The following is a 20815-nucleotide window of genomic DNA, read 5'->3' as shown; positions in this document are numbered from 1 at the left end:
GACATCCTCCACCCTCGCCAAACCGGCGGATACTGTCGAACCCGACCCCAGCGCGGGCGGCGCCGACAGCGCGACGGCCGCCCCGGGAGGATCCCGGCGCGGCCGTCAGACACTGGACACCGTCAGACGCCGAATACCGTCAGACGCGGAACACCGTCAGACGCCGAATACCGTCAGATGCGGAATCGTCCCACCGCGGTCTGGAGTTCGTTCGCCAGGTCAGCCAGCTCTGCGCTGATCTGGTTCGCCTCAATGAGGTTCGACGTGGTCGCCTGCGCCGCAGCGGCGACGCCGGCGATGTTGGTGGCGATCTCGGTCGTGCCCTGGGCCGCGTCGCCGACGCTGCGGGTCATCTCGCCGGTGGTCGCGGTCTGCTCCTCCACCGCCGAGGCGATCGTCACCTGGTAGTCGTTGATCTTCCCAATGATCCTGCTGATGTTGCCGATCGCGTCCACCGCGTTGGCGGTGTCCGACTGGATCGCCTCCACCCGTCGCGAGATGTCCTCGGTCGCCCGCGCCGTCTCCTGCGCGAGATCCTTGACCTCGCTCGCCACCACCGCGAAGCCCTTCCCCGCCTCGCCCGCCCGGGCCGCCTCGATGGTGGCGTTGAGCGCCAGCAGGTTCGTCTGCTGCGCGATCGAGGTGATCACCTTGATGACGTTGCCGATCTCCACCGACGACTCGCCCAACGTCGAGACCGTCCGGTTGGTGGACTCCGCCACGCCCACCGCGTCGGCCGCGACCCTGGCCGCCTCGTTGGCGTTCTGGGCGATCTCCCGGATTGACGCGCCCATCTCCTCGGCCCCGGCGGCCACCGTCTGGACGTTCTGCGAAACGTCGCCGGCCGCCACCGCCACCACGTTGGCCTGGGCGGCGGCCTCCTCGGCGCTCACGCCGATCCGACCGGCCACCCCGCCCAGCTTCTCCATGTTGGCGCCGAGCGTGCGGGCGCCCGCGGTCAGAATCTCGACCGTCGCCCGGATGCCCTCGTTGGCCCGGTTGACCGCGGCGGCCATCCGGCCGAGCTCGTCGCGCGACCGGACCTCGGCCTTGCGCGTCAGGTCACCGTCGGCGACCGCGTCCAGCGCCGCGCCCACACTGTCGAGCTGACGGCGGAAGGCACGCGCCACCGAAAAGCTCACCGCGAACGCCAGCAGCAGGCCTACGACGAGCGCGACCACGGCGATCGTCCGGGCGGCGCGGTAGTTCTCGGCGGCGTGTGCGGCCAACGCGTCGGCCTGCTCGTTCTCAGCCTTCTCCATGGTCGCCATCGCGTCGTGCATGGTCTTCTCGGCGGCGACGAAGGCCTCACCGACCTTCTCCGGCGCGGGCATGGTGAACCCGGCCGGCGGCGGCTTGCGCAGGATCAGCACGTCCCGCAGCCCGGTGTGCGTGTTCCAGGCCTGCTCGAAGTCGGTCAGCGCCGAGCCGAGGATGCTGGAATCGCTCTCCACCACGCGGTACGCCGCGACGGTCTCCCGCACCTGCACGTCCGCGGATTCGAGACTCGTCACACCCTCCTGCTTGTAGGCCGGGTCGCTGTTGGTCACCAGAAACATGCCGCGGAACATCATCCCGAAGCCGCCGCTCAGCTTGTTCTGAAGCTGCACGCTCTCCAGGTGGTCGTTCTTCATCACGGTCAGGTCGTCGTTGATGATCGCCATGCGGCTCAGCGACAGCGCGCTCACGCCGATCGCAACGAGTGCCACCACAATGACGGAAGCAGCCGACTTCGTGCTGGTGCCGCGATCGGCCAGCCAGCCGCTGATCCGATTCCGGTCGATGGTGATCTCCATCGACGATTTCTTCGCCGTCATGTCCCGGTCGCCCCCTGCCTCATGACGCGCCACCCGGAGGCAACGCTCACGAGTGGTATCGGCAGGAGGAAGGGGAAGTTGAGGCGTGAACTAGTGCCGCAGCAGGCAACGTTTGCACTGTCGCTGGGTGGCGTCTTCGGTTGGTTGCTGTGGGATGCTCGTCGTCGTGACGGATCTTGACAACCAGTTGGGGTACTGGAACTCCACGGGGACGTCGAAGACCTTCGGCCACCCAGTTGAGCCTTCGTGGCTGGAAGGCATCGATCATCGGGCACGCGTCCTCGACTACGGGTGCGGTTACGGACGGCTGGCGGGGCTGCTCGTCGAGTGGGGTTTCGAGAATGTTGAGGGGGTGGATGTCGCTCCCAATCTCATCGCCCGCGCGCGTGAGCAGCAGCCGGGCGCACGGTTCACGGTTCTTGACAGTCCTCCTCAACTGGACCATCACGACGTCAGTGTCGACGTGGTGCTGCTGTTCGCGGTGTTGACGTGCATGCCTGGCGACGCTGGACAGCGGGAACTGGTGACGGAGCTGCGTCGGGTTCTGCGGCCCGGTGGACTCCTCTATCTCAGTGACCTGTGCCTGCAAGAGGATCAACGCAACCGTTCTCGGTATCAGCAGTTCGCTGCGAAGTACGGCACCTACGGTGTGTTCGAAACCGGTGACGGGGCGGTGTGCCGACACCACACGGTGGACTGGCTTGATGGCCTGTTCGTCGATTTCGACCTGGTCGCCACCCGCGAGGTCTCCGTGGAAACCATGAACGGCCGTCCGGCCCGGGCTACCCAGCTGTTGGTGTCCAAGCCGTGACCTCACCGCCGCATCGGCGTGGTGGCCAGGTCGGCCGGACTGGGCGAATCAGACTTCTGCGTTGACGAGTTTGGCCCGCTGAACCTCCAGCCCCATCCAGGTCGGCAGTGGGCCGAACGCGGTGGCAAGGACAAGGACCCCGAGCGCGAGCCGAGGCTCCGACGCCGCGCGACGTACACCCGCCCGCACGGAGTGCGTCACCTTTTCGCCGCCTACGACTTGGGCAAGGACAAGCTCTACGGGCACATCAAGCCCACCAAGAACCGGACGAGATTTCTGGAGTTCTGCCGCTACCTGCGCAGCCTCCATCCGCTCGACGTGCGCGTTGCAATCGTGTGCGACAACTACTCCCCGCACCTGAGCACGAGGAAGGACACCCGGGTCGGCGATTGGGCCGCGGAGAACAACGTCGAGATCGCCTAAACCCCAACGAATTCATCCTGGTTGAAGCGCATCGAGGCCCAGTTCACCGCCCTGCGTTACTTCACCCTCGACGGCACCGACCACGCCAGCCACACCGAGCAGGGCAGCATGATCCGCCGCTACATCATCTGGCGGAACAAGCACGCCCAAGACGAGCGTCTACGCGAAGTCGTCAACAGGGCAAACGTTGCCTGATGCGGCACTAGTTTGCGGCGGAGCGGCGGCTCAGCGGGCGAAGAGCTTCGCCGCCGTGATCGCCGTCTGGACGACGCCGTACCCGAGCAGCGCGGCGACGAGCAGCCACGACAGCAACAGCCGCACCCCCTGTTTCCCCGGTTGCTCACTGCCCGGTCGTTCATTTTCCGGTCCCACTGTCATTGCGCACTGCCCCTTTCGACGGCGACCGGTGGGGTCGGGATGTCACGGGATGGGGCCGGCGCGGTGGGCGCGGGTTCGTGGAAGCGCGCCGGCACGGGACGGATCAGCAGGTTCGCGACGAACCCGACGGCGAGCACGCCGACCATGGTGAACAGCGCCGGTCGGTACGCGGCCGCGGTCAGGGTCCCGGGCTTGCCCTGCGCGTCGAGAAAACCGTTGATGATCAACGGCCCGGCGATCCCCGCCGCGGACCAGGCCGTCAGCAGCCGGCCGTGGATGGCGCCGACCTGAAAGGTGCCGAAAAGGTCGCGCAGGTAGGCGGGGATGGTCGCGAAGCCGCCGCCGTAGAAGGAGAGGATGACGCAGGTGAGCAGGACGAAGAGCGCGGTGGCGGTATGCCCGAGCAGGGCGAGCAGCGCGTAGAACACCATGCCGACGCCGAGGTAGATCAGGTAGATCGGTTTCCGGCCGATCAGGTCGGAGGTGGACGACCAGACGAACCGACCGGCCATGTTGAACAGCGAGAGCAGTCCGACGAAACCACCCGCCGCCGCGGCCGCGACCGTCGAGGTCCCGTTCTCGCGGAAGAAGTCCTGGATCATCGGGCTGGCCTGTTCCAGGATCCCGATACCCGCGGTGACGTTGCAGAACAGCACGATCCACAGCAGCCAGAAGGAACGTGTCCGGATCGCGTTCGCCGCCGAGACGCTCGCCGTCGTCACCATCGGCTTCGCGGCGACCGTGGCGGGGTCGAACCCGGCCGGGCGCCAGCCCGGCGCGGGCACGCGCACGTTCACCACGCCGAACATCATGATCACGAAGTAGCCGATGCCGAGCGTGACGAAGAGGCCGACCAGCGCGCCGCCGGAGGCGACGGAGCTGGCGTTGGCCGGGTTGTAACCGGGGTCGTAGAGGGAGAGCAGTTGGCGCGACAGCGGACTGGCCACCATCGCGCCGCCGCCGAAGCCCATGATGGCCAGCCCAGTGGCGAGACCGGGACGGTCCGGGAACCATTTGATCAGCGTCGAGACCGGCGAGATGTAGCCGATGCCGAGCCCGATGCCACCGAGGAAGCCGTATCCGAGATAGACGAGCCAGAGCTGCCCGGTGGCGATGCCGAGCGCGCCGACCAGGAATCCGGTGGCCCAGAAGCACGCGGACACGAACATCGCCTTGCGCGGTCCGTTCGCCTCCACCCACGTGCCGCCGACCGCCGCGGAGAGCCCCAACATGACGATCGCGATGCTGAAGATGACGCCGATCGCGGTCTGGCTCGCTCCGAAGTGGGCGATGAGGGAGTTCTTGTAGACGCTCGTGGCGTAGGCCTGGCCGATGCACAAATGCACGGAGAGCGCGGCGGGCGGGATCAGCCAGCGACTGTATCCCGCCGGCGCGACGGTGTGCTGATGATCGAGCGCGGAGAGCATCGGCACGGGGGCGTTCCTCTCTCTGGTCAGCGGATGGGAGGAGTCGGCGGGCGCGAATTGTCCGCGTCGTTGCGCTTCTTCCACTAAGCCGGAATCTAACCGTGCGGGCGGGACGCCCGCGAGCGTCGGAAAAGCCCCTGTCGCCGGACGGTCGATCGGCTGAGCCGAGCGGCGCGCGGCCCCGGCCCGGTGCGACACAGAACCATGCCCCCCCCGTGACACGCAGCCGCCGGCGCTGGCGTGGGAGCGGTTCCACCCGATGCTGCCGCCGGCCACCCTCGGCCCCCCGGGCCCCGCCCCCGCGCCCGTCACCCGGCCGCGCCGGGCCGGACCGTGCGACACGTCCGGTTAATCGCAGGTGGAATGGGTGCGCATCCGTGGGGTACCCGTGCACCTGTCCGCACGAGACAAGGGGGGAAACATGGCAAGCATCAAACGCGCCGCACTCGTTGCCGGGCTCGTCGCGCTCGCTCTGGTGCCCGGTGCGGCGGCGCAGGCGGTCGCCGCGCCGTCCGCACAGGATACTTCGTTCCTGCAGGCCGCTCACCAGGGAAACATGGCCGAGATCGCGAAGGGCAACCTGACGCAGCAGAAGAACGCGAGCCAACAGGTGAAGGACCTGGGATCACGCTTCCTCAGCGACCACACCCGGTTGGACCAGTCCCTGACGCAGACCGCGTCGAAGCTCAAGGTGACGCTGCCGGGCTCAGCCACCAGCGAGCAGCAGTCGGCGCTGACCAAACTGCAGGGGATCGACGGTGAGGAGTTCGACCGGATGTTCGTCGAGACGAACATGAACTGGCACGAGCAGATGATGAAGCTGATCGACACGGAAATGGCGCAGGGCGTCGACCCGGACGCCAAGAAGGTGGCGAAGGACGCCGCGCCGGTCGTCAAGGCACACCATGAAGCCCTGCAGGGCCTGGCGCAGAGCATGGGTCTTCCGGCGGGCGGGGGCAGCGCCTCTCCCGGAGCCAGTGGCCACGCCCAAACGCCGAGCCCGGAGGAGAGTTCCGAGTCGGCCGAGCCCGAGGAATCCGAAGAGTCCGAAGAGTCCGAAGAGCCGGACTCCGAAAATCCGGAGCCGGAGCGGAGCTGACACGCCGGGCGACAGACGATGGTCGCACCTCCGGCCGGCACGACCAGCTGATGGCCAAGCTCGCGCCGCCCATCGGGAGCGCGGGCCTGGCCATCAGTTGTCGCAGCGCCGACGACGTCACCGCATCATCCGGACGAGCTCGAAGCGCGACCGGATGCCGAGTCGGGTGAAGATGTTCCGCAGATGGTGGTCGACCGTGCGCGGGCTGACGAACAGGTGCGCCGCGACCTCCCGGTTGGTCTTCCCCTCCGCGACGAAACGCGCGATCTGCAGCTGCTGCGGGGTGAGCTGGTCGGTGACCGGCCGTTCGGCCGGGCGCAGCGACTCCCCCGTGGCCCGTAGCTCCGCGCGGACCTGATCGCACCAGAGTCGCGCGGCGAAGCGCTGGAAGGTCTCCAGAGCGCTGTGCAGATGCTCACGGGCCCGGGCCGGGCGGCGTCGCCGACGCAGCGCGTTGCCGAGCAGCAGTTCCGTACGGGCCCGCTCGAAGTCGGAGTGACCGGTGGCGTGCAGACGCAGCGCCTCCTGAAAGTGCTCCTCGGCGGCACCCCCCTCAGCGAGCAGCGCGTGCGAGCGGGCCGACAGGGCGAGCCACTCCGGGTTGCCGCTCGCGTGCGCGAACCGGTCGTACGCCACCAGCGCGCAGCGCGCGCCGGCCGCGTCACCGCTGCGCACCGCCGCCTCGACGAAGTGCGGGATGGTCAGCACCCGCACGACGAAGTGGCTCGGACCGGCCCCGGGTCGGGTCAGCGTGCGCAGCCGCTGAGCGGCGCTCGCCGAATGCCCGACGCTCTGGTCCAGGAACGCTTCCGCCCAGACGCTCAGCGACGCGGCTAGCCCCAGCCCGTGCGCCGTCGCCCGGGTGCCGGCCGCGCGCGCCCGGCTCCGGCAACTCTCCTCATCGCCGAGCACGGCGGCGAGCAGGGCCAGCGCCGCGAGATGGCCGGTCGCGCAGTTGTCCTGGCCGGTCTCCTCCGCCAGTCGCAGTCCTTCGAGGGCGTTCGGCAACGCCGACAGATACTGCGCGGTGGACAGTTCCGCGTAGACAAGAGCCTCCAACGCCTGGGGCACCGACGCGACGCCGCCCCGGTCGCGGGCCAGGGCGACGGCCCGCGCGGCCAACCCCCGCGCGGCCGCCGCGTCCCCGCCCAGTAACGCCGCGATGCTCGCCCAGGTCAGCACGGACGATTCGTCGAGTACGCCGGCCAGCTGCACGACCCGGCCGAGCGCGGTACGCGCCGTCTGGTGATCACCGCGGGACGCCGCGACCGTCCCGGTGAAGTATTCGAAGATCAGCGCGAGCCGCGGCGGGTCCGTGCCGGCGCGCAACTCCCCGGCACGCCGCGCGATCTCGGCGTACGTCGCCAGGTCGCCGGCGAAGGAGCTGGCCTGCCCCGCCCGCATCAGCGCGCGCAGCGCCAGCTCCCGGTCGTGCGGCACCAGCTTCTCCGCGGCCTCCAGCAGCGTACGACGCGCCTCCAGCGCATCACCGTCGCGCAGCTCGATGTCACCGCGGAGAAACTCGGCCCGGCCGCGCACCTCGGTGCTCGCCGCGATCGGCACGGCCCGGCGCAGCAGGGCGCGCGCCCGTTGTGCACCGCCGGCGAGCCAGGCGTCGCGTGCCCCGGCGATGAGATCACCGGCCTTCGCGTCGCCCGTGACCCGCAGTTGCGCCGCCCGCTCGAAGGCCAACGAGGAGGCCGCGTACTCACCGCGTCGCCGGGCGACGGCGGCGGCCCCGCACAGCTCATCGGCGAGCCCGTCATCGGGGCCGGACGCGGCGACCGCCCGATGCCACACCCGCCGCACCCGGTGGCGGTCCTCGGTCAGGGCGCAGGCGAGCGCGGCGTGCACGGCCCGTCGCCGCCCCAGCGACGCGCTCTGGTAGATCGCGGAGCGGATCAGCGGGTGACGGAAGCTGACCGTATTGCCCTGGACGCGCAGCAGACCACTGCGCTCCGCGGGTTCCAGCGCCGAGACGTCCAGCCCGTCGGCGGTCGCCGCCCGGAGCAACGTGTCGGTGTCGATCTCCTCGTCCGCGGCCACCACCTGCAACAGCCGCTGGGTCCCCTCGGGCAGGCGGCGGAGCTGGTCACGGTAGGCACGCAGCAGCGTGCTGTCGGCCGGAAGCGCCACCGGGAGCAGTGACTCCTCCGCCGACTGCGTCGCGCCGAGCGCCTCGACCAGCTCGATCATGGCCTGCGGGTTGCCCGCCGCGCCCCGCAGCACGCTCGCGCGCACCGACTCGGCCAACCCGTCCGGCGCGAACGCGTCGATCAGTTCCCGGCCGGCCCGCTCGTCGAGAGGCGCGAGCCGGAGCAGCGGAATGCCGGGCAGCATCGGCCGCTGATTGTCCTCGCCGTACTGCTCGCGGGCGGCGAAAAGCAGCACCACCCCTTCCGCGTCGAGCCGGCGCGCGGCGAAGGCGAGCGCGTCGAGGGAAGGTTCGTCCAACCAGTGCGCGTCGTCCACGCGGCACAGGACGGGCGCGTCACGGGCCACCTCGGAGAGCAGGCTGAGCACCGCCACGCAGAGCAGGAACCGGTCCCCGCCGGCGCCGCCCCCCATCCCGAGCGCGGCCTCGAGCTCGACGACCTGGGACGGCGGGAGCGACCGCCGGCGATCGGCCACGGGTCGCAGCAGCCGGTGCAGGCCGCCGAAGGAAATGCCGCTTTCGGACTCCACACCACTCGTGGTCAGCACGAGGAAGTCGGCGGCCGCCGCGCTCGCCTCGTCGAGCAGCGCGGTCTTGCCCAGTCCCGGCTCCCCCAGCAGCAGCGCGGAGCCGCTCCGCCGATCACGTGCGGCGGAGATCATCGCGGCCAGCCTGACCTGCTCATCCGTCCGGCCGCAGAGCCCGGGGCGCCTGCGACATGGCCCCGCCGTCATGGGCTTAAGTTACGCGCTGGTAACCAGAATATAAAGTGGTCGGTAGAAACTGGTAACTTCGCCGATGCGTCGGCAAACGCCCCAGATCGAGACTTCCGGTGCCTGGCCCCACCGCTCCCAGGAGGTCTCATGCGCCGTGCCGTCCTCGCCGCCGCCATCACCGGGTTCCTCGCCGTCGCGGGCTCGATGCTCCTACCATCCACCACGGCGCAGGCCGCCGCTCCGCGCGACCCGGTCATCTTCGTCCACGGCTACGCCAGCAACGGACTCGTATGGGCGCCCATGGTCGGGCGAGCCCTCGCGGCCGGCTACCCCGCATCGCGGGTCTACGCCTTCGAGTACGACATCAACCAGTCGCTGGTCACCTCGGCCAACCAGCTCAAGTCGTACGTGGACGGTGTCCGGTCACGCACCGGCGCCAGCAAGGTCGACCTCGTCAACCACTCCATGGGCGGGCTGGTCACCCGCTACTACGTGAAGAACCTGGGCGGCACCTCGACCGTCGACCAGTGGGGCTCGCTGGCCGGGGCGAACCACGGCACCACCAGCGCGTACGCCTGCATCATCTTCGCGTCCTGCCAGCAGATGGCCCCGAACTCGTCCTTCCTCCAGCAGCTCAACTCCGGCGACGAGACACCCGGCTCGGTCGCGTACCGCACCTGGTACTCCTCCTGCGACGGGGTCATCAACCCCTACCAGAGCACCCAGCTCAACGGCGCGGTCAACACCAACGTGGGATGCGTCAACCACCTCGCGTTCCTCACGAACGGCACCGTCGGCGAGCAGGTGATCGGCTGGCTCGACTGACGCCACGCGACACCGGCTGCCGGGAGGGCCCACGCAAGGGTCCTCGCGGCAGCGCGTCCGGCGCGCCCCGACATCAGCCGCCCAGCACCTCGTGGTGGTGATGATGGTGCTGACCGGGCTCATCGGGGTGGTGGTGCGGCAACTGCGGAGCGCCGAGCCGGTGCTCGTGGCCGGGGAGCGCCACCCGGTAGACACAGGCGTCGCAGTTGGCCAGCACACCGCCCCGCACCGCCTCGGCGGCGCGCTCCAGCACCAGGTCGGCGAGGCCGTCACAGTCGCCGATCACCTCGGCCACGCCGAGCGGCACGTCCGCCCCGGCTGCCCACGCGCGCGACTGCGCCGCCACCCGACGCGGCAACACCCCGGTGAAGAGGAAGTACGGCAGGACCGCGATCCGTCGCGCACCCAGCAAGCGGCAGCGGTCGAGCGCGGCGGGCACGCCCGGCTCGGCGAGGGAGACGAAGGCGTACTCGACACCGGCGACCGGTGTCGTCTCGGCCAGCAACCGGGCGGCGCGCGCCACGTCGGCGTTGGCGTCGGGGTCCGTGGAGCCCCGCCCGACGAGCAGGACGGTGGTCTCCGGGCCGGCACCCATGTCGGACAGTCGTTCGCGGAGCAGCGCCAGGACCGTCGGGTGCGGTCCGAGCGGCCGCCCGTACGCGATGGCCAGCCCCGGGTGCCGGACCCGCTCGCGGGCGAGCGCCGCCGGGATGTCGCCCTTGGCGTGCCCGGCGGTGACCAGCATCAGGGGCACGGCGGCGATGCGCCGCTCCCCCGCGGCGACCAGCGCGGCGACGGCCTCGCCGAGCGGCGGCGGGGAGAGCTCGATGAAGCCGCCGGCGACCGGGGCCGCGTGCCGGGCGGCGACCCGGGCGACGAAGCGCCGGAACTGCTCCGCGCCCTCGGCGTCGGCGGTGCCGTGCCCGGCGATCAACAGGGATGTGGTCATGCGAGCGGGTCTCCATACAGCAGGGCGTTGACGGCGGCGGCCGCGACGGCGGAGCCGCCACGGGCGCTGACGTTGGACAGGTGGGGCAGCGCGGTGGCGCGGAGCGCGGCCTTGGATTCGGCCGCGCCGACGTAGCCGACGGGCAGCCCGACGACCAGGGCCGGACGCACCGCGCCGGTCTCGGCCAGGCGCAGCAGTTCGAACAGGGCGGTCGGCGCGTTGCCGATCGCCCAGACCGCGCCGTCGCCGACCCGCTCGGCGGCGAGCCGCACGGCTGCGGCGGAGCGGGTGAGCCCGACCGACGCCGCGAGATCGCGCACCTCCCTCGTGCCGACCAGGCAGATCGACGGGTACGTGGTGACGCCGGCCGCGAGCATCATCACGTCGACGACGAGGGGCGCACCGCCGCCGAGGGATTGCGCCGCGGCGTCGAGCGACACCTCGTCGAGCACGAGATCATCGCGCCACGACGGGTCGGCGGTGGTGTGGATGATCCGCTCGACGACGTCCCGGCTGCGCCGCGGCAGGGCGGTCGTGTCCACGACGGAGCGGATGATGCGGTAGGACTCGGCCTCGATCGGGTGGACGGTCCGGCTCATACCGCACGCTCCGGCTCGGGCTCGGCGGCCGTGAAACGCTGGTCGAAGCGGCCCAACCGCCACGCGATCCCGGCGCCGCCCCAGGCAAGCACGAACGCGCCGACCACGAAATAGCCGAGAAGTTCGAAATGCCCCGCGAGCCCGGCGTAGCCGGCGAGCGGTCCCCCGCCATCGATCGCCCGACCGAGCAGGTCGGCGAGGTAGACCGACGCGACGAAGAAGGCGACCGCCACCGTCATCGAGGTGGTGGCGAGGTTGTAGTACAGCCGGCGGGCGGGGTGCCGGTAGGCCCACGAGTAGGCGCGGCTCATCAGCAGCGAGTCGGCGGTGTCCATCGCCGACATCCCGGCGGCGAAGAGGAGCGGCAGGGTGATCACGGCGAGCGCCGGCATGCTCCCCGCACTCGCCGCGGATGCCTGCAGGGACAACAGGGTGACCTCGCTGGCCGTTTCCAGGCCGAGGCCGAAGAGAAGGCCGACGGCGAACATGTGCCAACTGTTGCGGATCATGCCGCGGGCACGGCCGCCGAGCAGCCGGTTCATCAGCCCGCGGTTGGCCAGTTCCCGGTCGATCGCCGCCTGGTCGACCTCGCCGCGCCGCAGCCGGCGCCACAGCCGCACCATCGCGGTGAGCACGACAGCGTTGAGGACCCCGACGAGCAGCAGGAAGCAGACCGCGACGACGAGCGCGACGAGCCCCCCGATCTCCTGCACCGCCGCCAGGTTCGCCTCGGTCGCGGCCTGGGCGGCGAAGGCGACGAGCAGCGAGAGCACGAGGACGACCGCGGAGTGCCCCATCGCGAAGAAGAAGCCGACGCCGACCGGGCGACGTCCGCGCAACAGCATGAGCCGGGTGGTGTCGTCGATCGCCGCGATGTGGTCGGCGTCGAAGGCGTGCCGGATGCCGAGCAGATAGGCGAGTGCACCGGCGCTCGCGAAGGTGCTCGCCGCGGTGGGGCTGGAGGTGTAGTAGAGGTAGAGCGACCAGCCGACGACATGCAGCGCGACGACGACGGCAACGATGCCGGAGAGGCGTATCCGTTCGGCCCGTGTCCACGCTCCGCTGGGAATCGCTGACTGCGTCATCCGGCCTCCTCGTTGTGGTTGTGGTGGTCGCGGTCGAGCCGGATCGCGTCGACGGGGCAGATCTCGACGCACTCGCCGCAGCCCGTGCAGCGCTCCTCGCGGACGTGCAGCCGCCCGCCCGAGGGTCGGATGGCGTGGGTGGGGCAGGTCAGCAGGCAGGCGCCGCATCCGGTGCAGGCGCCGGTGAAGCTCAGGTCAGCCATCGGTATTCCCGCGGCGTGACCATCCGGCCGGCGACCGTCGCGGTCCGGCTGGAGCCGACGATGACGATCGAGAGCATGTCCACGATGGATGGATCGGCCGCGAGGGCCTGCAGCGTGGTCCGGACGATGCGCTGACCCGGCCGGGTCGCGTCGCGGACCACGCCCACGGGCGTCCCGGCCGGTCGGTGCGTGCCGAGAATGGCCAGCGCCTCGTCGAACTGCGCGGTGCGGCGACGGCTGCGCGGGTTGTAGAGGGAGACGACCAGATCGGCCGCGGCGCAGGCGCGCACCCGCTCCGCGATGACCGGCCACGGGGTGTGCAGGTCGGACAGGGACAGGTAGACGTGGTCGTGACCGAGCGGCGCGCCGAGCAGCGCCGCGGCGGCCAGCGCCGCGGTGATGCCGGGCACCACGGCCACCTCGATGTCGGCGCCCGCGACCTGCAGAGCCGGCGAGGCCATCGCGTAGACGCCGGCGTCGCCGGACCCGATGAGCGCGACGGCGTGCCCCTCCGTGGCGAACGCCACCGCGGTCCGGGCCCGTTCTTCCTCCGCGCCGAGTCCGCTCTCGATCACCGTGGTGCCGGGCGTGAGGAGCGGGCGGATCTGGTCGACGTACTGGTCGAGGCCGACGATGATCGAGGCGCGACGCAGTGCCGCGGTGGCCCGCGGGGTCCGCAGATCCGGCGCGCCGGGGCCGAGGCCGACGATGGTGAGCCGCCCGCGCGGGGAAAGTCGGGCCACCGCGACCGTCGCCATCGGGCTCGCCCGCTTCTCGAGCACGAGGTCGGCGGCGCGCCCGGCATCGCGGGCCGCCCGCAGCGCGGCGGCCTCCGCGACGCTCGGCGTCCCGACTGCGGCGCGGACGACCTCGGACGGATTGGGCACCGCCTCGGCGGCGAGTTCCGCTGCCGGATAGGTCAGCAGCGGCCAGCCTCGCCGACGCGCCACCTCGAGGATGCCGGCCTCGTCGGCCTTCACGTCCGCGGTGGCCAGCGCGCGTACCGACTCCCGGGCGAGACCCGCGTCGGCAAGTCCGGAATCGATCAGCTCGTCGAGCTCGTCGGCCGGTACCCCCCGACTGGCGCCCACCCCGACGACCAGCGACGGCGGCCGATAGACGAGGTCGCCGACCGCGTCCCGGCGGTCGCTGACCGCGACCGTGTGGCCGCCGCTGTCCGCGGTGGCCAGCGGCGGCACCGGCCAGACCGCGTCGGCGTCGACGCGCAGCGCGGCACCGTCGAGCACCGCGCGGGTCACCGCGGCGACCGGACCCGGCTCGGCCAGGCGGAATCCGAGGTCCGCGCCGTACGTGTCGAGCGGCGTCAGCCCAGCCGTGTCGGTGCCGGTGGTGACCACCGGCTCCGCGCCGAGCACCTCGGCGACCCGGACGGCGAGCGCGTTGGCGCCCCCACCGTGCCCACCGAGCAGGGCCACCGCGAAACGTCCCGCCTCGTCGACGCAGACCACGCCGGGGTCGGTGTGCTTGTCCCGCAACAGTGGCGCGGTGAGCCGGACGGTGGCGGGTACGGCGAGAAAGCAGACCACGGCGTCCGAGCCGGTCCACGCCGCGCGGACCTGCTCGGCGACCGTCCCCTCGTGGACCCGGGTCTCTCCGGGCCACGCGTCCGCGAGGCGCCGGGCGGCCGCCCGACCGGCGACGGTGGCCGCGACGAGTCCGATCACTGGCGGAACTGCCTTTCGATATCGCGTCAAGGGAGTTCGCCCCAGACGACGTGGACGGGGTTGGTGGCCGCCAGCCGGTGCGCTCCGCCGGGGAGCGGCACGAGCCGGTTGGCCTGCAGCTGGGTCCCGGACGCCCGGTAGCCGGCCGCGGCGAGCGCCGCGAGTGCGGGCCCGACACGCTCGACCGCGGCGAACGCCGCAACCAGTCGCGCCGGGCGGTGCCGCAGGCAGGCGGCGAACACGTCGACGCCGCCCCCACCGACGAAGATCGCGTCCGGCTCGGGTAGCTCCGCGAGCGCCTCGGGTGCGGCGCCCGGCACGACCTGGACGTCAACCCCGTGCCGCGCGGCGTTCTCGGCGATGGTCGCGGCGGCGTCGGCGTTCCGTTCCACCGCGATCGCCGCGGAGCCGAGCCGGACACACTCCACCGCGACCGATCCGCTGCCCGCCCCGACGTCCCAGACCAGGTCGCCGAGGCGCGGACCGAGCCGGGCGAGCACCAGGGCACGCACCTCGGCTTTGGTGATCATCGAGTTCCGGTGCTGGAACGCGGATTCGGGTAGCGCCCACCCGGCCGCCCCCGGATCACCACCGGCGCGCCACCGGGGCGCCCCGTCCGGCGCGGTGTCACCGAGAACGAGCGCGACGTTGGGATCGCGCGCGTCGTCCGGGCCGGTGATCCGCTCGTCCGGGGTGCCGAGCCGGGAGGCGACCACAATGCGCCGGGGCAACCCGCGCAGCGCCGCGGCCAGCTCGCGCGGACCGGCGCCCGGCGCGGTGAGGACGGCGACCTTGCGGTGGGCGCGGCAGGCGTTGACCGCGCGGCGCAGGTCGCGCCCGTGCGCGGAGACCACCAGCGCGTCGTCCCACGGCTCGCCGAGGCGGGCGAAGGCGTGTGCCACCGAGGACGGGGCGGGGAGCACCGCCGGGCTGAGGCCGGCGCGGCGCAGCGCCCGGACGATGCCGAAGAAGCCGGGGTCACCGCTGGCCAGCACGACGGCGGGGCCCGGATGGGCGACGAGCCGGGCGACCGCCGCGTGCACGTCGCCGAGGACGACCCGCTCCGCGGCGGTCTCAATCCGGCCGGGGGGACCCGCCGCGTGCACGTCGCCGAGGACGACCCGCTCCGCGGCGGTCTCAATCCGGCCGGGAGGACCCGCCGCGTGCACGTCGCCGAGGACGACCCGCTCGCCCGCGCTCTCGACCCGCGCCAGGTGCCGGGCTGCGCCGACCAGCAGGGTCGCCTCGCGCAGGGCGGCATCCGCGCCCGCCGGGAAGGGACCGCCGTCGCAGCCGACGACGGTCAGCACGGCAACCACTCCGGCCGGGTGGCGGCGACGACCGTACGGCCGGTGAAGTCGACCATGGCGACGTCGGTTGCGAGCGCGCCGCGGGTGAACGCGGTCAGCACGTCGCGGGCCCGGACGCAGAGGGTGTGCCCGGCGGCGGACAGAAGGCCGGCGGACTCCCACAGCTCGTACGCGTGCCGGGCGGTGTTGGCGGCGTCGACCTCGGCGGCGAGCGCGGCGTCGCCGCCGACCTCGCGGGTCAGCCGGCCGAGCAGGCCGGTGTCCACCTTGGACCGGGTGTAGTGCGTCATCAGGATCCCGGCGGCGAGCTTGGTGAGCTTGCCGACCATGCCGACGAAGACGACGCGGCGCATGCCGTGCTCCGTCGCGGTGCGCAGCGCCGCGCCGGTGAAGTCGCCCACCTCGACGAAACAGACCTCCGGCAGTTCGGGCAGGAGCGTTATCGCGCCCTTCTCGGTGCGCCCGCCCGTGCAGAGCACGATCGTCGACTCGCCCTGGGCGGCCGCGACCTGCACCGCCTGCATCACACTCGCCCGCCATGACGCGGTGGAGAAGGGTCGGACGATGCCGGTGGTGCCGAGAATGGAGATGCCCCCGAGGATGCCGAGGCGGCGGTTGGTGGTCTTGCGCGCCATCCGCTCCCCGTCCGGCACGCTGATCACGACGTGGGCGCCGCGTTCGCCGACAACTTCCGTCACGGCCTGCGTGATCATCTCGCGGGGCACCGGGTTGATCGCGGGGCCGCCGACGTCGAGGCCGAGGCCGGGACGGGTGACGGTGCCGACCCCCTCGCCGCCGGCGAGCCGTACACCGGGCCCGTCGTGCCAGCCGACCGTCGCGGTGAGGTGCGCGCCGTTCGTCACGTCCGGGTCGTCGCCGGCATCCTTCACGACCACTGCCTCGGCCGTCGCCCCGCTCCGCTCCGCGCGCTGCACCGCGAAGGTGACCCGGCGGCCGGAGGGGAGCCCGACCTCGACCCAACGCGGCGCGACGCCGGTGGTGAGGAGTTGGGCGGCCGCCTTGGCCGCCGCCGAGGCGCAGGTGCCGGTGGTCCACCCCGTCCGCAGGGCCTTCGGCCGGTCCTTTGCGGTGCGGGGCAGATCCGGCTCACGCAACGGCGGCAGCTCCCCACTTCCGTTGATCATGGGCATACGCGCGGCAGCCGAGCCCGAATTGTCGCGAGTCTGCCCATGATCAATGTGGGAGGGCGGGTGGTCAGCCGGCATGACCGCCGCCGCGCAGCGCCACCCGGGCGGCCGGGTCGGCCCGGCGGAAGCCGTGGAAGTGGCCGGGGTGGTAGAGGTGGCTGCGGGTGCCGGTGGCGGCCAGTGCCGGTCCGACCAGGAAGAGAGTGTGCTTCCAGAGCTTGTGCTCGCGGACGGTCGCGGCCAGGGTCGCCACCGTGCAGTGCAGCACCAGCTCGTCGGGCCAGGTCACCCGGTAGCCGACGACGACCGGCGTCTGCGGGACGTAGCCACCGGCGAGCAGTTCGTCGGCGAGCTGGCGGGCCCGGGCCGCGGAGAGGAAGACCGCCATGGTCGCGCCGTGGGCGGCGAACCCGGCGATCGTCTCGCCCGCCGGCATCGGGGTCTTGCCCCCCTCGAGTCGGGTGAGGATCACCGACTGGGCGACCTCGGGCACGGTCAGCTCACGCCCCACGGTCGCGGCGAGCGCCGCGTACGCGGAGACGCCGGGCACGACCTCGACGGCGAGGCCCAGCCCCGCACAGTGTTCGAGCTGCTCCTGCATCGCGCCCCACAGCGCCGGGTCGCCGGAGTGCAGCCGCACGACATGCAGCTCCTCGGCGGCGGCGCGGCGGTAGATCTCGACCGTGGACTCCAGGGTCAGCGCGGCCGAGTCGACGATCTCCGCGCCGACCCGGGCGTGGTCGAGCATCTCGGGCGCGACGAGGCTCGCCGCCCACACCACGATGTCGGCGGATTCCATGGCCCGTACGCCGCGCACGGTGATGAGGTCGGCCGCGCCCGGACCCGCCCCGACGAACGTCACGCGTCCGGTCATAGTTTTCCTCCTCGGCGGTCCCGGTGCGCCGGGACGATCACGGTGGCCAGGTAGGGGGCGGCGCCCTCCATGTCGGACAGCGGCTCGACCCGTTGCGCGGCGAGCCCGAGATGCTCGCCGTAGACGCCGGCCCGGCCGGCGGCGTGGACGGTGTCGGCGACCTGTTGCAGATGCCGCCCGCCCTTGTAGACCACCACGGTCCCGTCGCCGCGCAGCGCCTCGGCGAGGCCGTCGACACCGCGGGCCAGCGGCAGCAGGGTGAGCGCCTCACTCCCCTCGACCAGCGGGGTTCCGCTGGCCGCGGCGAGCGCCTGCATGGCGGTGATCCCGGGCACCGTGTCGACCCTGACCTGCGGTAGCAGGGCGCGGACGGTCTCGGCCAGGTAGCCGAAGGTGGAGTAGACGTTGGGGTCGCCGATGGTGGCGAAGGCGGCGGTTCCGCCGCTCTCGCGCAGCCAGCCGGCGACCCGGGCCCCGGCCGCGTCCCAGTAACGCTCGCGCCGCTGCCGGTCCTCCCGCTCGTTGAGCGCGAAGACCAGCCGCTCGATCCGCTCGTGCGCGGCGTGCGCCCGCACGGTCGCCTCCGCCCGCCCGGTGTCGCGGTGGTCGAGGACCGGCACGAAGACCCGGCCGGCGGTGGCGAGCACCCGGACGGCCTTGACGGTGGCGAGCTCCGGGTCTCCGGGGCCGACCCCCACTCCGATCAGCCGCATGCCGCCACCAACCGCCGCGCGACACCGGGCTGACCGGCCCAGTGCAGGTGCAGGTAGGAGGCGTGCACCCGGTCGCCCGCGAAGCCCTCCGGCGGCGCGCCGCGCCACCCCCACGCGGGGGCCGCACCGGCGCGCGGGGTCACGGTGGTGCGGTGGAACTCGTGTCCGCTCACCCGGCTGCCTGCGGGGTGCAGCGGGCTGTCGGTGAGCGCGACGGCGTCGCGGTAGCCGAGGGTGAGCTGATCGGTCATGGTGGCGTCGGCGTCCAGCACCCCGCACATCGGGGCGCCGTCGAGGGTCCGGCAGAGCCAGAGCAGCCCGGCGCACTCGGCGGCGATCGGCGCGCCCGAGCGGGCCAGCGCGGCGACCGCGGCGCGCAGCGGGGCGTTCGCGCCGAGCTCGGCGGCGTACACCTCGGGGAAACCGCCGCCGACGACGAGGGCGCGGGTGCCGGCGGGGAGCGCCTCGTCGCGCAGCGGGTCCACGGTGGCGACCTCGGCGCCGGCGCCGCGCAGCAGCTCGACGGTCTCGGCGTACCCGAAGCTGAAGGCCGGTCCGCCGGCGACCGCGACCAGCGGACGGCCGGTGACCGGGTCGGGGCTCTGCGGCGACCAGGGCGTCGTGGCCAGGGCGGGCGCGCTCCGGGCGACGGCCAGGACCGCGTCGAGGTCGACCGATCCGGCGATCAGCGCGGCGAGCGCGGTCACCGACGCGGCCGCCTCGGCGGCCCGCTCGACCACCGGGACCAGGCCGAGATGCCGCGCGGGCGCGGCGACCGCGTCGTGCCGGCGGAGCACCCCGAGTACGGGCGCGCCGACCTCCTCGCAGGCGTCACGCAGCAGCGCCTCGTGCCGGTCGGAACCGACCCGGTTGAGGATGACGCCGCCGATACGCACGGTGCCGAAGGAGCGGAACCCGTGCACCAGCGCGGCGACCGACCGGCCCTGCGCGGCGACGTCCACGACGAGCAGGACGGGGGCGGCGAGCAGGGCGGCGACGTGCGCGGTGGACCCGACGTCGCCGGCGCCGACCCGGCCGTCGTAGAGCCCCATCACGCCCTCGACCACGGCGAGTTCGGCGCCCGCCGCGCCGTGCGCGAAGAGCGGCGCGATCCGCTCCTCGCCGACCAGTACGGGGTCGAGGTTACGGCCGGGTCGTCCGGCGGCCAGGGTGTGGTAGCCGGGGTCGATGTAGTCGGGTCCCACCTTGAAGCCGGCCACCGTCGTGCCGCGGGCCGCGAACGCGGCGAGCAGACCGGTGGCGACCGTCGTCTTGCCGTGTCCAGAGGCGGGCGCCCCGACCACGACGCGCGGGACGGCCACCGTACCGGCTACCACTCGATGCCCTGCTGGCCCTTGCGGCCGGCGTCCATCGGGTGCTTGACCTTCGTCATCTCGGTGACGAGGTCGGCGACGGCGACCAGGTCGGGATGGGCGTCCCGACCGGTGATCACGACGTGCTGGTTGCCCGGGCGCGCCGCCAGCGTCGCGACGACGTCGGCGATGTCGACCCAACCCCACGTGATCGGGTAGGTGAACTCGTCGAGCACGTAGAAGCGGTAACGCTCCGCGGCCAGGTCCCGCTTGATCTGCGCCCAGCCCTCGGCCGCCTCCGCCGCGTGGTCCCGCTCGGTGCCGGGGCGCTGGATCCACGACCAGCCCTCCCCCATCTTGTGCCAGGTGACCGACGCGCCTTTGCCGGATTCGCCGAGGGTGCGCAGCGCACCCTCCTCGCCGACCCGCCACTTCGGGCTCTTCACGAACTGGAAGACGGCGATCGGCCAGCCGGCGCTCCAGGCGCGCAGCGCCATCCCGAAGGCGGCGGTCGACTTGCCTTTGCCCTGTCCGGTGTGGACGGCGAGGATCGGCTGGCGACGCCGCTCGCGGGTGGTCAGACCGTCATCGGGCACGGTTTCGGGTCGGCCCTGGGGCATCAGGCGGCGCTCCTCACGGTGGCGGCCGAGAGCTGCGCCAACGGCAGACAGTCGGCGTGCAGGGTGGTGGCCAGGGTTCGGGCGAGACCGAGCCGGACCGGTCCGGACTCGCAGTCGATGACCACGGTGGCGATACCGGCCAGCGCCGGGGCGACGGTGCGCGGGTCGGGTCCGGCGGTGGCCCGACCGTCGGTGACGACGACGAGGAGCGGACGGCGTCGCGGATCGCGGCGGCGCTCGGCGAGCAGCGTACGGGCGGCGGTGGCCAGACCGGCGGCGAGCGGCGTACGGCCACCGGTGCGCAGCGCGGCGAGGCGGGCCACGCCGACCTCGTGGCTCGAGGTGGGCGGCAGGACGACGTCGGCGCCCGCGCCCCGGAAGGTGATCATGCCGATCCGGTCCCGGCGTTGGTAGGCGTCGCGCAGCAGTGACAGCACGGCGGTCTTCACCGTGCGCATGCGGGCACGGGCCGCCATCGACCCGGAGGCGTCGACCACGAAGAGGACCAGGTTCGCCTCCCGCCCCACGTGCACCGCCTCCCGCAGGTCGACAGCGTCGACGCCGCGGGCGCCCCGCGCGGCGGCGGCGCGCAGTGTCGCCGGCAGGTGCAGGGCGCCCACCGCCCGACCGCGGTGCTGCGCGCGACCCCCGCGTCCCAGCACGGC

The 20815-nt window shown here is 72.6% G+C and carries 19 protein-coding genes and 1 pseudogene; 5 read left to right on the top strand and 15 right to left on the bottom strand.

The window, feature by feature from the left end; translation table 11 throughout:
• Positions 1–173: 173 nt before the first annotated feature.
• On the bottom strand, positions 174–1817 hold the full coding sequence (locus AB0J06_RS19270; protein WP_357430301.1) for a methyl-accepting chemotaxis protein: 1644 nt from the start codon (positions 1815–1817) through the stop codon (positions 174–176).
• A 154-nt stretch (positions 1818–1971) separates the two neighbouring features.
• Here AB0J06_RS19270 and AB0J06_RS19265 point away from each other — a divergent pair, with 154 nt between their 5' ends.
• The 3 genes from AB0J06_RS19265 to AB0J06_RS19255 all read left to right on the top strand — a co-directional run bounded on the left by AB0J06_RS19265 (position 1972) and on the right by AB0J06_RS19255 (position 3246).
• Positions 1972–2628: a class I SAM-dependent methyltransferase gene (locus AB0J06_RS19265; RefSeq protein ID WP_357430300.1), complete on the top strand. Its 657-nt coding sequence runs from the start codon at positions 1972–1974 to the stop codon at positions 2626–2628.
• Between the two features lie 192 nt (positions 2629–2820).
• Positions 2821–3051 (top strand): hypothetical protein, encoded by a 231-nt coding sequence (locus AB0J06_RS19260; protein ID WP_357430299.1) that lies wholly within the window; start codon positions 2821–2823, stop codon positions 3049–3051.
• Positions 3052–3072: 21 nt separating this feature from the next.
• On the top strand, positions 3073–3246 hold the full coding sequence (locus AB0J06_RS19255; protein ID WP_357430298.1) for a hypothetical protein: 174 nt from the start codon (positions 3073–3075) through the stop codon (positions 3244–3246).
• A 179-nt stretch (positions 3247–3425) separates the two neighbouring features.
• Here the strand turns inward: AB0J06_RS19255 and AB0J06_RS19250 are convergent, their stop codons facing one another.
• Positions 3426–4856 (bottom strand): OFA family MFS transporter, encoded by a 1431-nt coding sequence (locus tag AB0J06_RS19250; protein WP_357430332.1) that lies wholly within the window; start codon positions 4854–4856, stop codon positions 3426–3428.
• A 367-nt stretch (positions 4857–5223) separates the two neighbouring features.
• On the opposite strand from AB0J06_RS19250, the gene AB0J06_RS19245 reads away from it, so the two are divergent.
• Positions 5224–5955: a DUF4142 domain-containing protein gene (locus tag AB0J06_RS19245; protein ID WP_357430297.1), complete on the top strand. Its 732-nt coding sequence runs from the start codon at positions 5224–5226 to the stop codon at positions 5953–5955.
• 117 nt (positions 5956–6072) lie between these two features.
• Here AB0J06_RS19245 and AB0J06_RS19240 read toward each other — a convergent pair whose 3' ends face one another.
• Positions 6073–8844, bottom strand: a complete 2772-nt coding sequence (locus AB0J06_RS19240) for a LuxR C-terminal-related transcriptional regulator (RefSeq protein ID WP_357430296.1) — start codon at positions 8842–8844, stop codon at positions 6073–6075.
• A gap of 129 nt (positions 8845–8973) precedes the next feature.
• On the opposite strand from AB0J06_RS19240, the gene AB0J06_RS19235 reads away from it, so the two are divergent.
• The gene (locus AB0J06_RS19235) at positions 8974–9651 is read left to right on the top strand and encodes a lipase (RefSeq protein ID WP_357430295.1); all 678 of its coding nucleotides are present in this window, start codon (positions 8974–8976) and stop codon (positions 9649–9651) included.
• Between the two features lie 91 nt (positions 9652–9742).
• Here the strand turns inward: AB0J06_RS19235 and AB0J06_RS19230 are convergent.
• From AB0J06_RS19230 to AB0J06_RS19175, 12 genes and pseudogenes are all read right to left on the bottom strand, one after another.
• A pseudogene (locus AB0J06_RS19230) lies at positions 9743–10600 on the bottom strand (sirohydrochlorin chelatase); the annotation flags it as partial.
• Entirely contained in the window at positions 10597–11199 is a 603-nt protein-coding gene (locus AB0J06_RS19225; RefSeq protein ID WP_357430294.1) for a precorrin-8X methylmutase, read from the bottom strand. The pseudogene AB0J06_RS19230 and the gene AB0J06_RS19225, both read right to left, overlap by 4 nt.
• Complete coding sequence (locus AB0J06_RS19220; RefSeq protein WP_357430293.1) at positions 11196–12284, bottom strand: HoxN/HupN/NixA family nickel/cobalt transporter; 1089 nt, start codon at positions 12282–12284, stop codon at positions 11196–11198. Before AB0J06_RS19220 ends, AB0J06_RS19225 begins: the two co-directional genes overlap by 4 nt.
• Positions 12281–12487, bottom strand: coding sequence for a 4Fe-4S binding protein (locus AB0J06_RS19215; RefSeq protein WP_357430292.1), 207 nt, complete (start codon positions 12485–12487; stop codon positions 12281–12283). Before AB0J06_RS19215 ends, AB0J06_RS19220 begins: the two co-directional genes overlap by 4 nt.
• Entirely contained in the window at positions 12475–14172 is a 1698-nt protein-coding gene (gene cobJ / locus AB0J06_RS19210; protein ID WP_357430291.1) for a precorrin-3B C(17)-methyltransferase, read from the bottom strand. Before cobJ ends, AB0J06_RS19215 begins: the two co-directional genes overlap by 13 nt.
• A gap of 26 nt (positions 14173–14198) precedes the next feature.
• On the bottom strand, positions 14199–15482 hold the full coding sequence (gene cbiE, locus AB0J06_RS19205) for a precorrin-6y C5,15-methyltransferase (decarboxylating) subunit CbiE (protein ID WP_357430290.1): 1284 nt from the start codon (positions 15480–15482) through the stop codon (positions 14199–14201).
• Complete coding sequence (locus AB0J06_RS19200) at positions 15476–16627, bottom strand: cobalt-precorrin-5B (C(1))-methyltransferase (RefSeq protein ID WP_357430289.1); 1152 nt, start codon at positions 16625–16627, stop codon at positions 15476–15478. The genes cbiE and AB0J06_RS19200 overlap by 7 nt, the downstream gene beginning before the upstream one ends.
• 70 nt (positions 16628–16697) lie before the next feature.
• A complete protein-coding gene (gene cobM, locus AB0J06_RS19195) occupies positions 16698–17504 on the bottom strand; it encodes a precorrin-4 C(11)-methyltransferase (RefSeq protein ID WP_357430288.1) in 807 nt (268 codons plus the stop codon).
• Positions 17501–18217 (bottom strand): precorrin-2 C(20)-methyltransferase, encoded by a 717-nt coding sequence (gene cobI / locus AB0J06_RS19190; RefSeq protein ID WP_357430287.1) that lies wholly within the window; start codon positions 18215–18217, stop codon positions 17501–17503. The genes cobM and cobI overlap by 4 nt, the downstream gene beginning before the upstream one ends.
• Entirely contained in the window at positions 18208–19539 is a 1332-nt protein-coding gene (locus tag AB0J06_RS19185) for a cobyrinate a,c-diamide synthase (RefSeq protein ID WP_357430286.1), read from the bottom strand. The genes cobI and AB0J06_RS19185 overlap by 10 nt, the downstream gene beginning before the upstream one ends.
• Before the next feature lie 8 nt (positions 19540–19547).
• Complete coding sequence (gene cobO, locus AB0J06_RS19180) at positions 19548–20150, bottom strand: cob(I)yrinic acid a,c-diamide adenosyltransferase (RefSeq protein ID WP_357430285.1); 603 nt, start codon at positions 20148–20150, stop codon at positions 19548–19550.
• On the bottom strand, positions 20150–20815 hold a 666-nt coding region (locus AB0J06_RS19175), incomplete at its 5' end, for a VWA domain-containing protein (protein WP_357430284.1). The genes cobO and AB0J06_RS19175, both read right to left, overlap by 1 nt.

Origin of the sequence: Micromonospora sp. NPDC049679, from assembly GCF_040659735.1 — a bacterium.
In the GTDB taxonomy this organism is placed as follows: domain Bacteria; phylum Actinomycetota; class Actinomycetes; order Mycobacteriales; family Micromonosporaceae; genus Micromonospora_I.
This window is presented reverse-complemented; position numbering and strand designations above follow the sequence as displayed.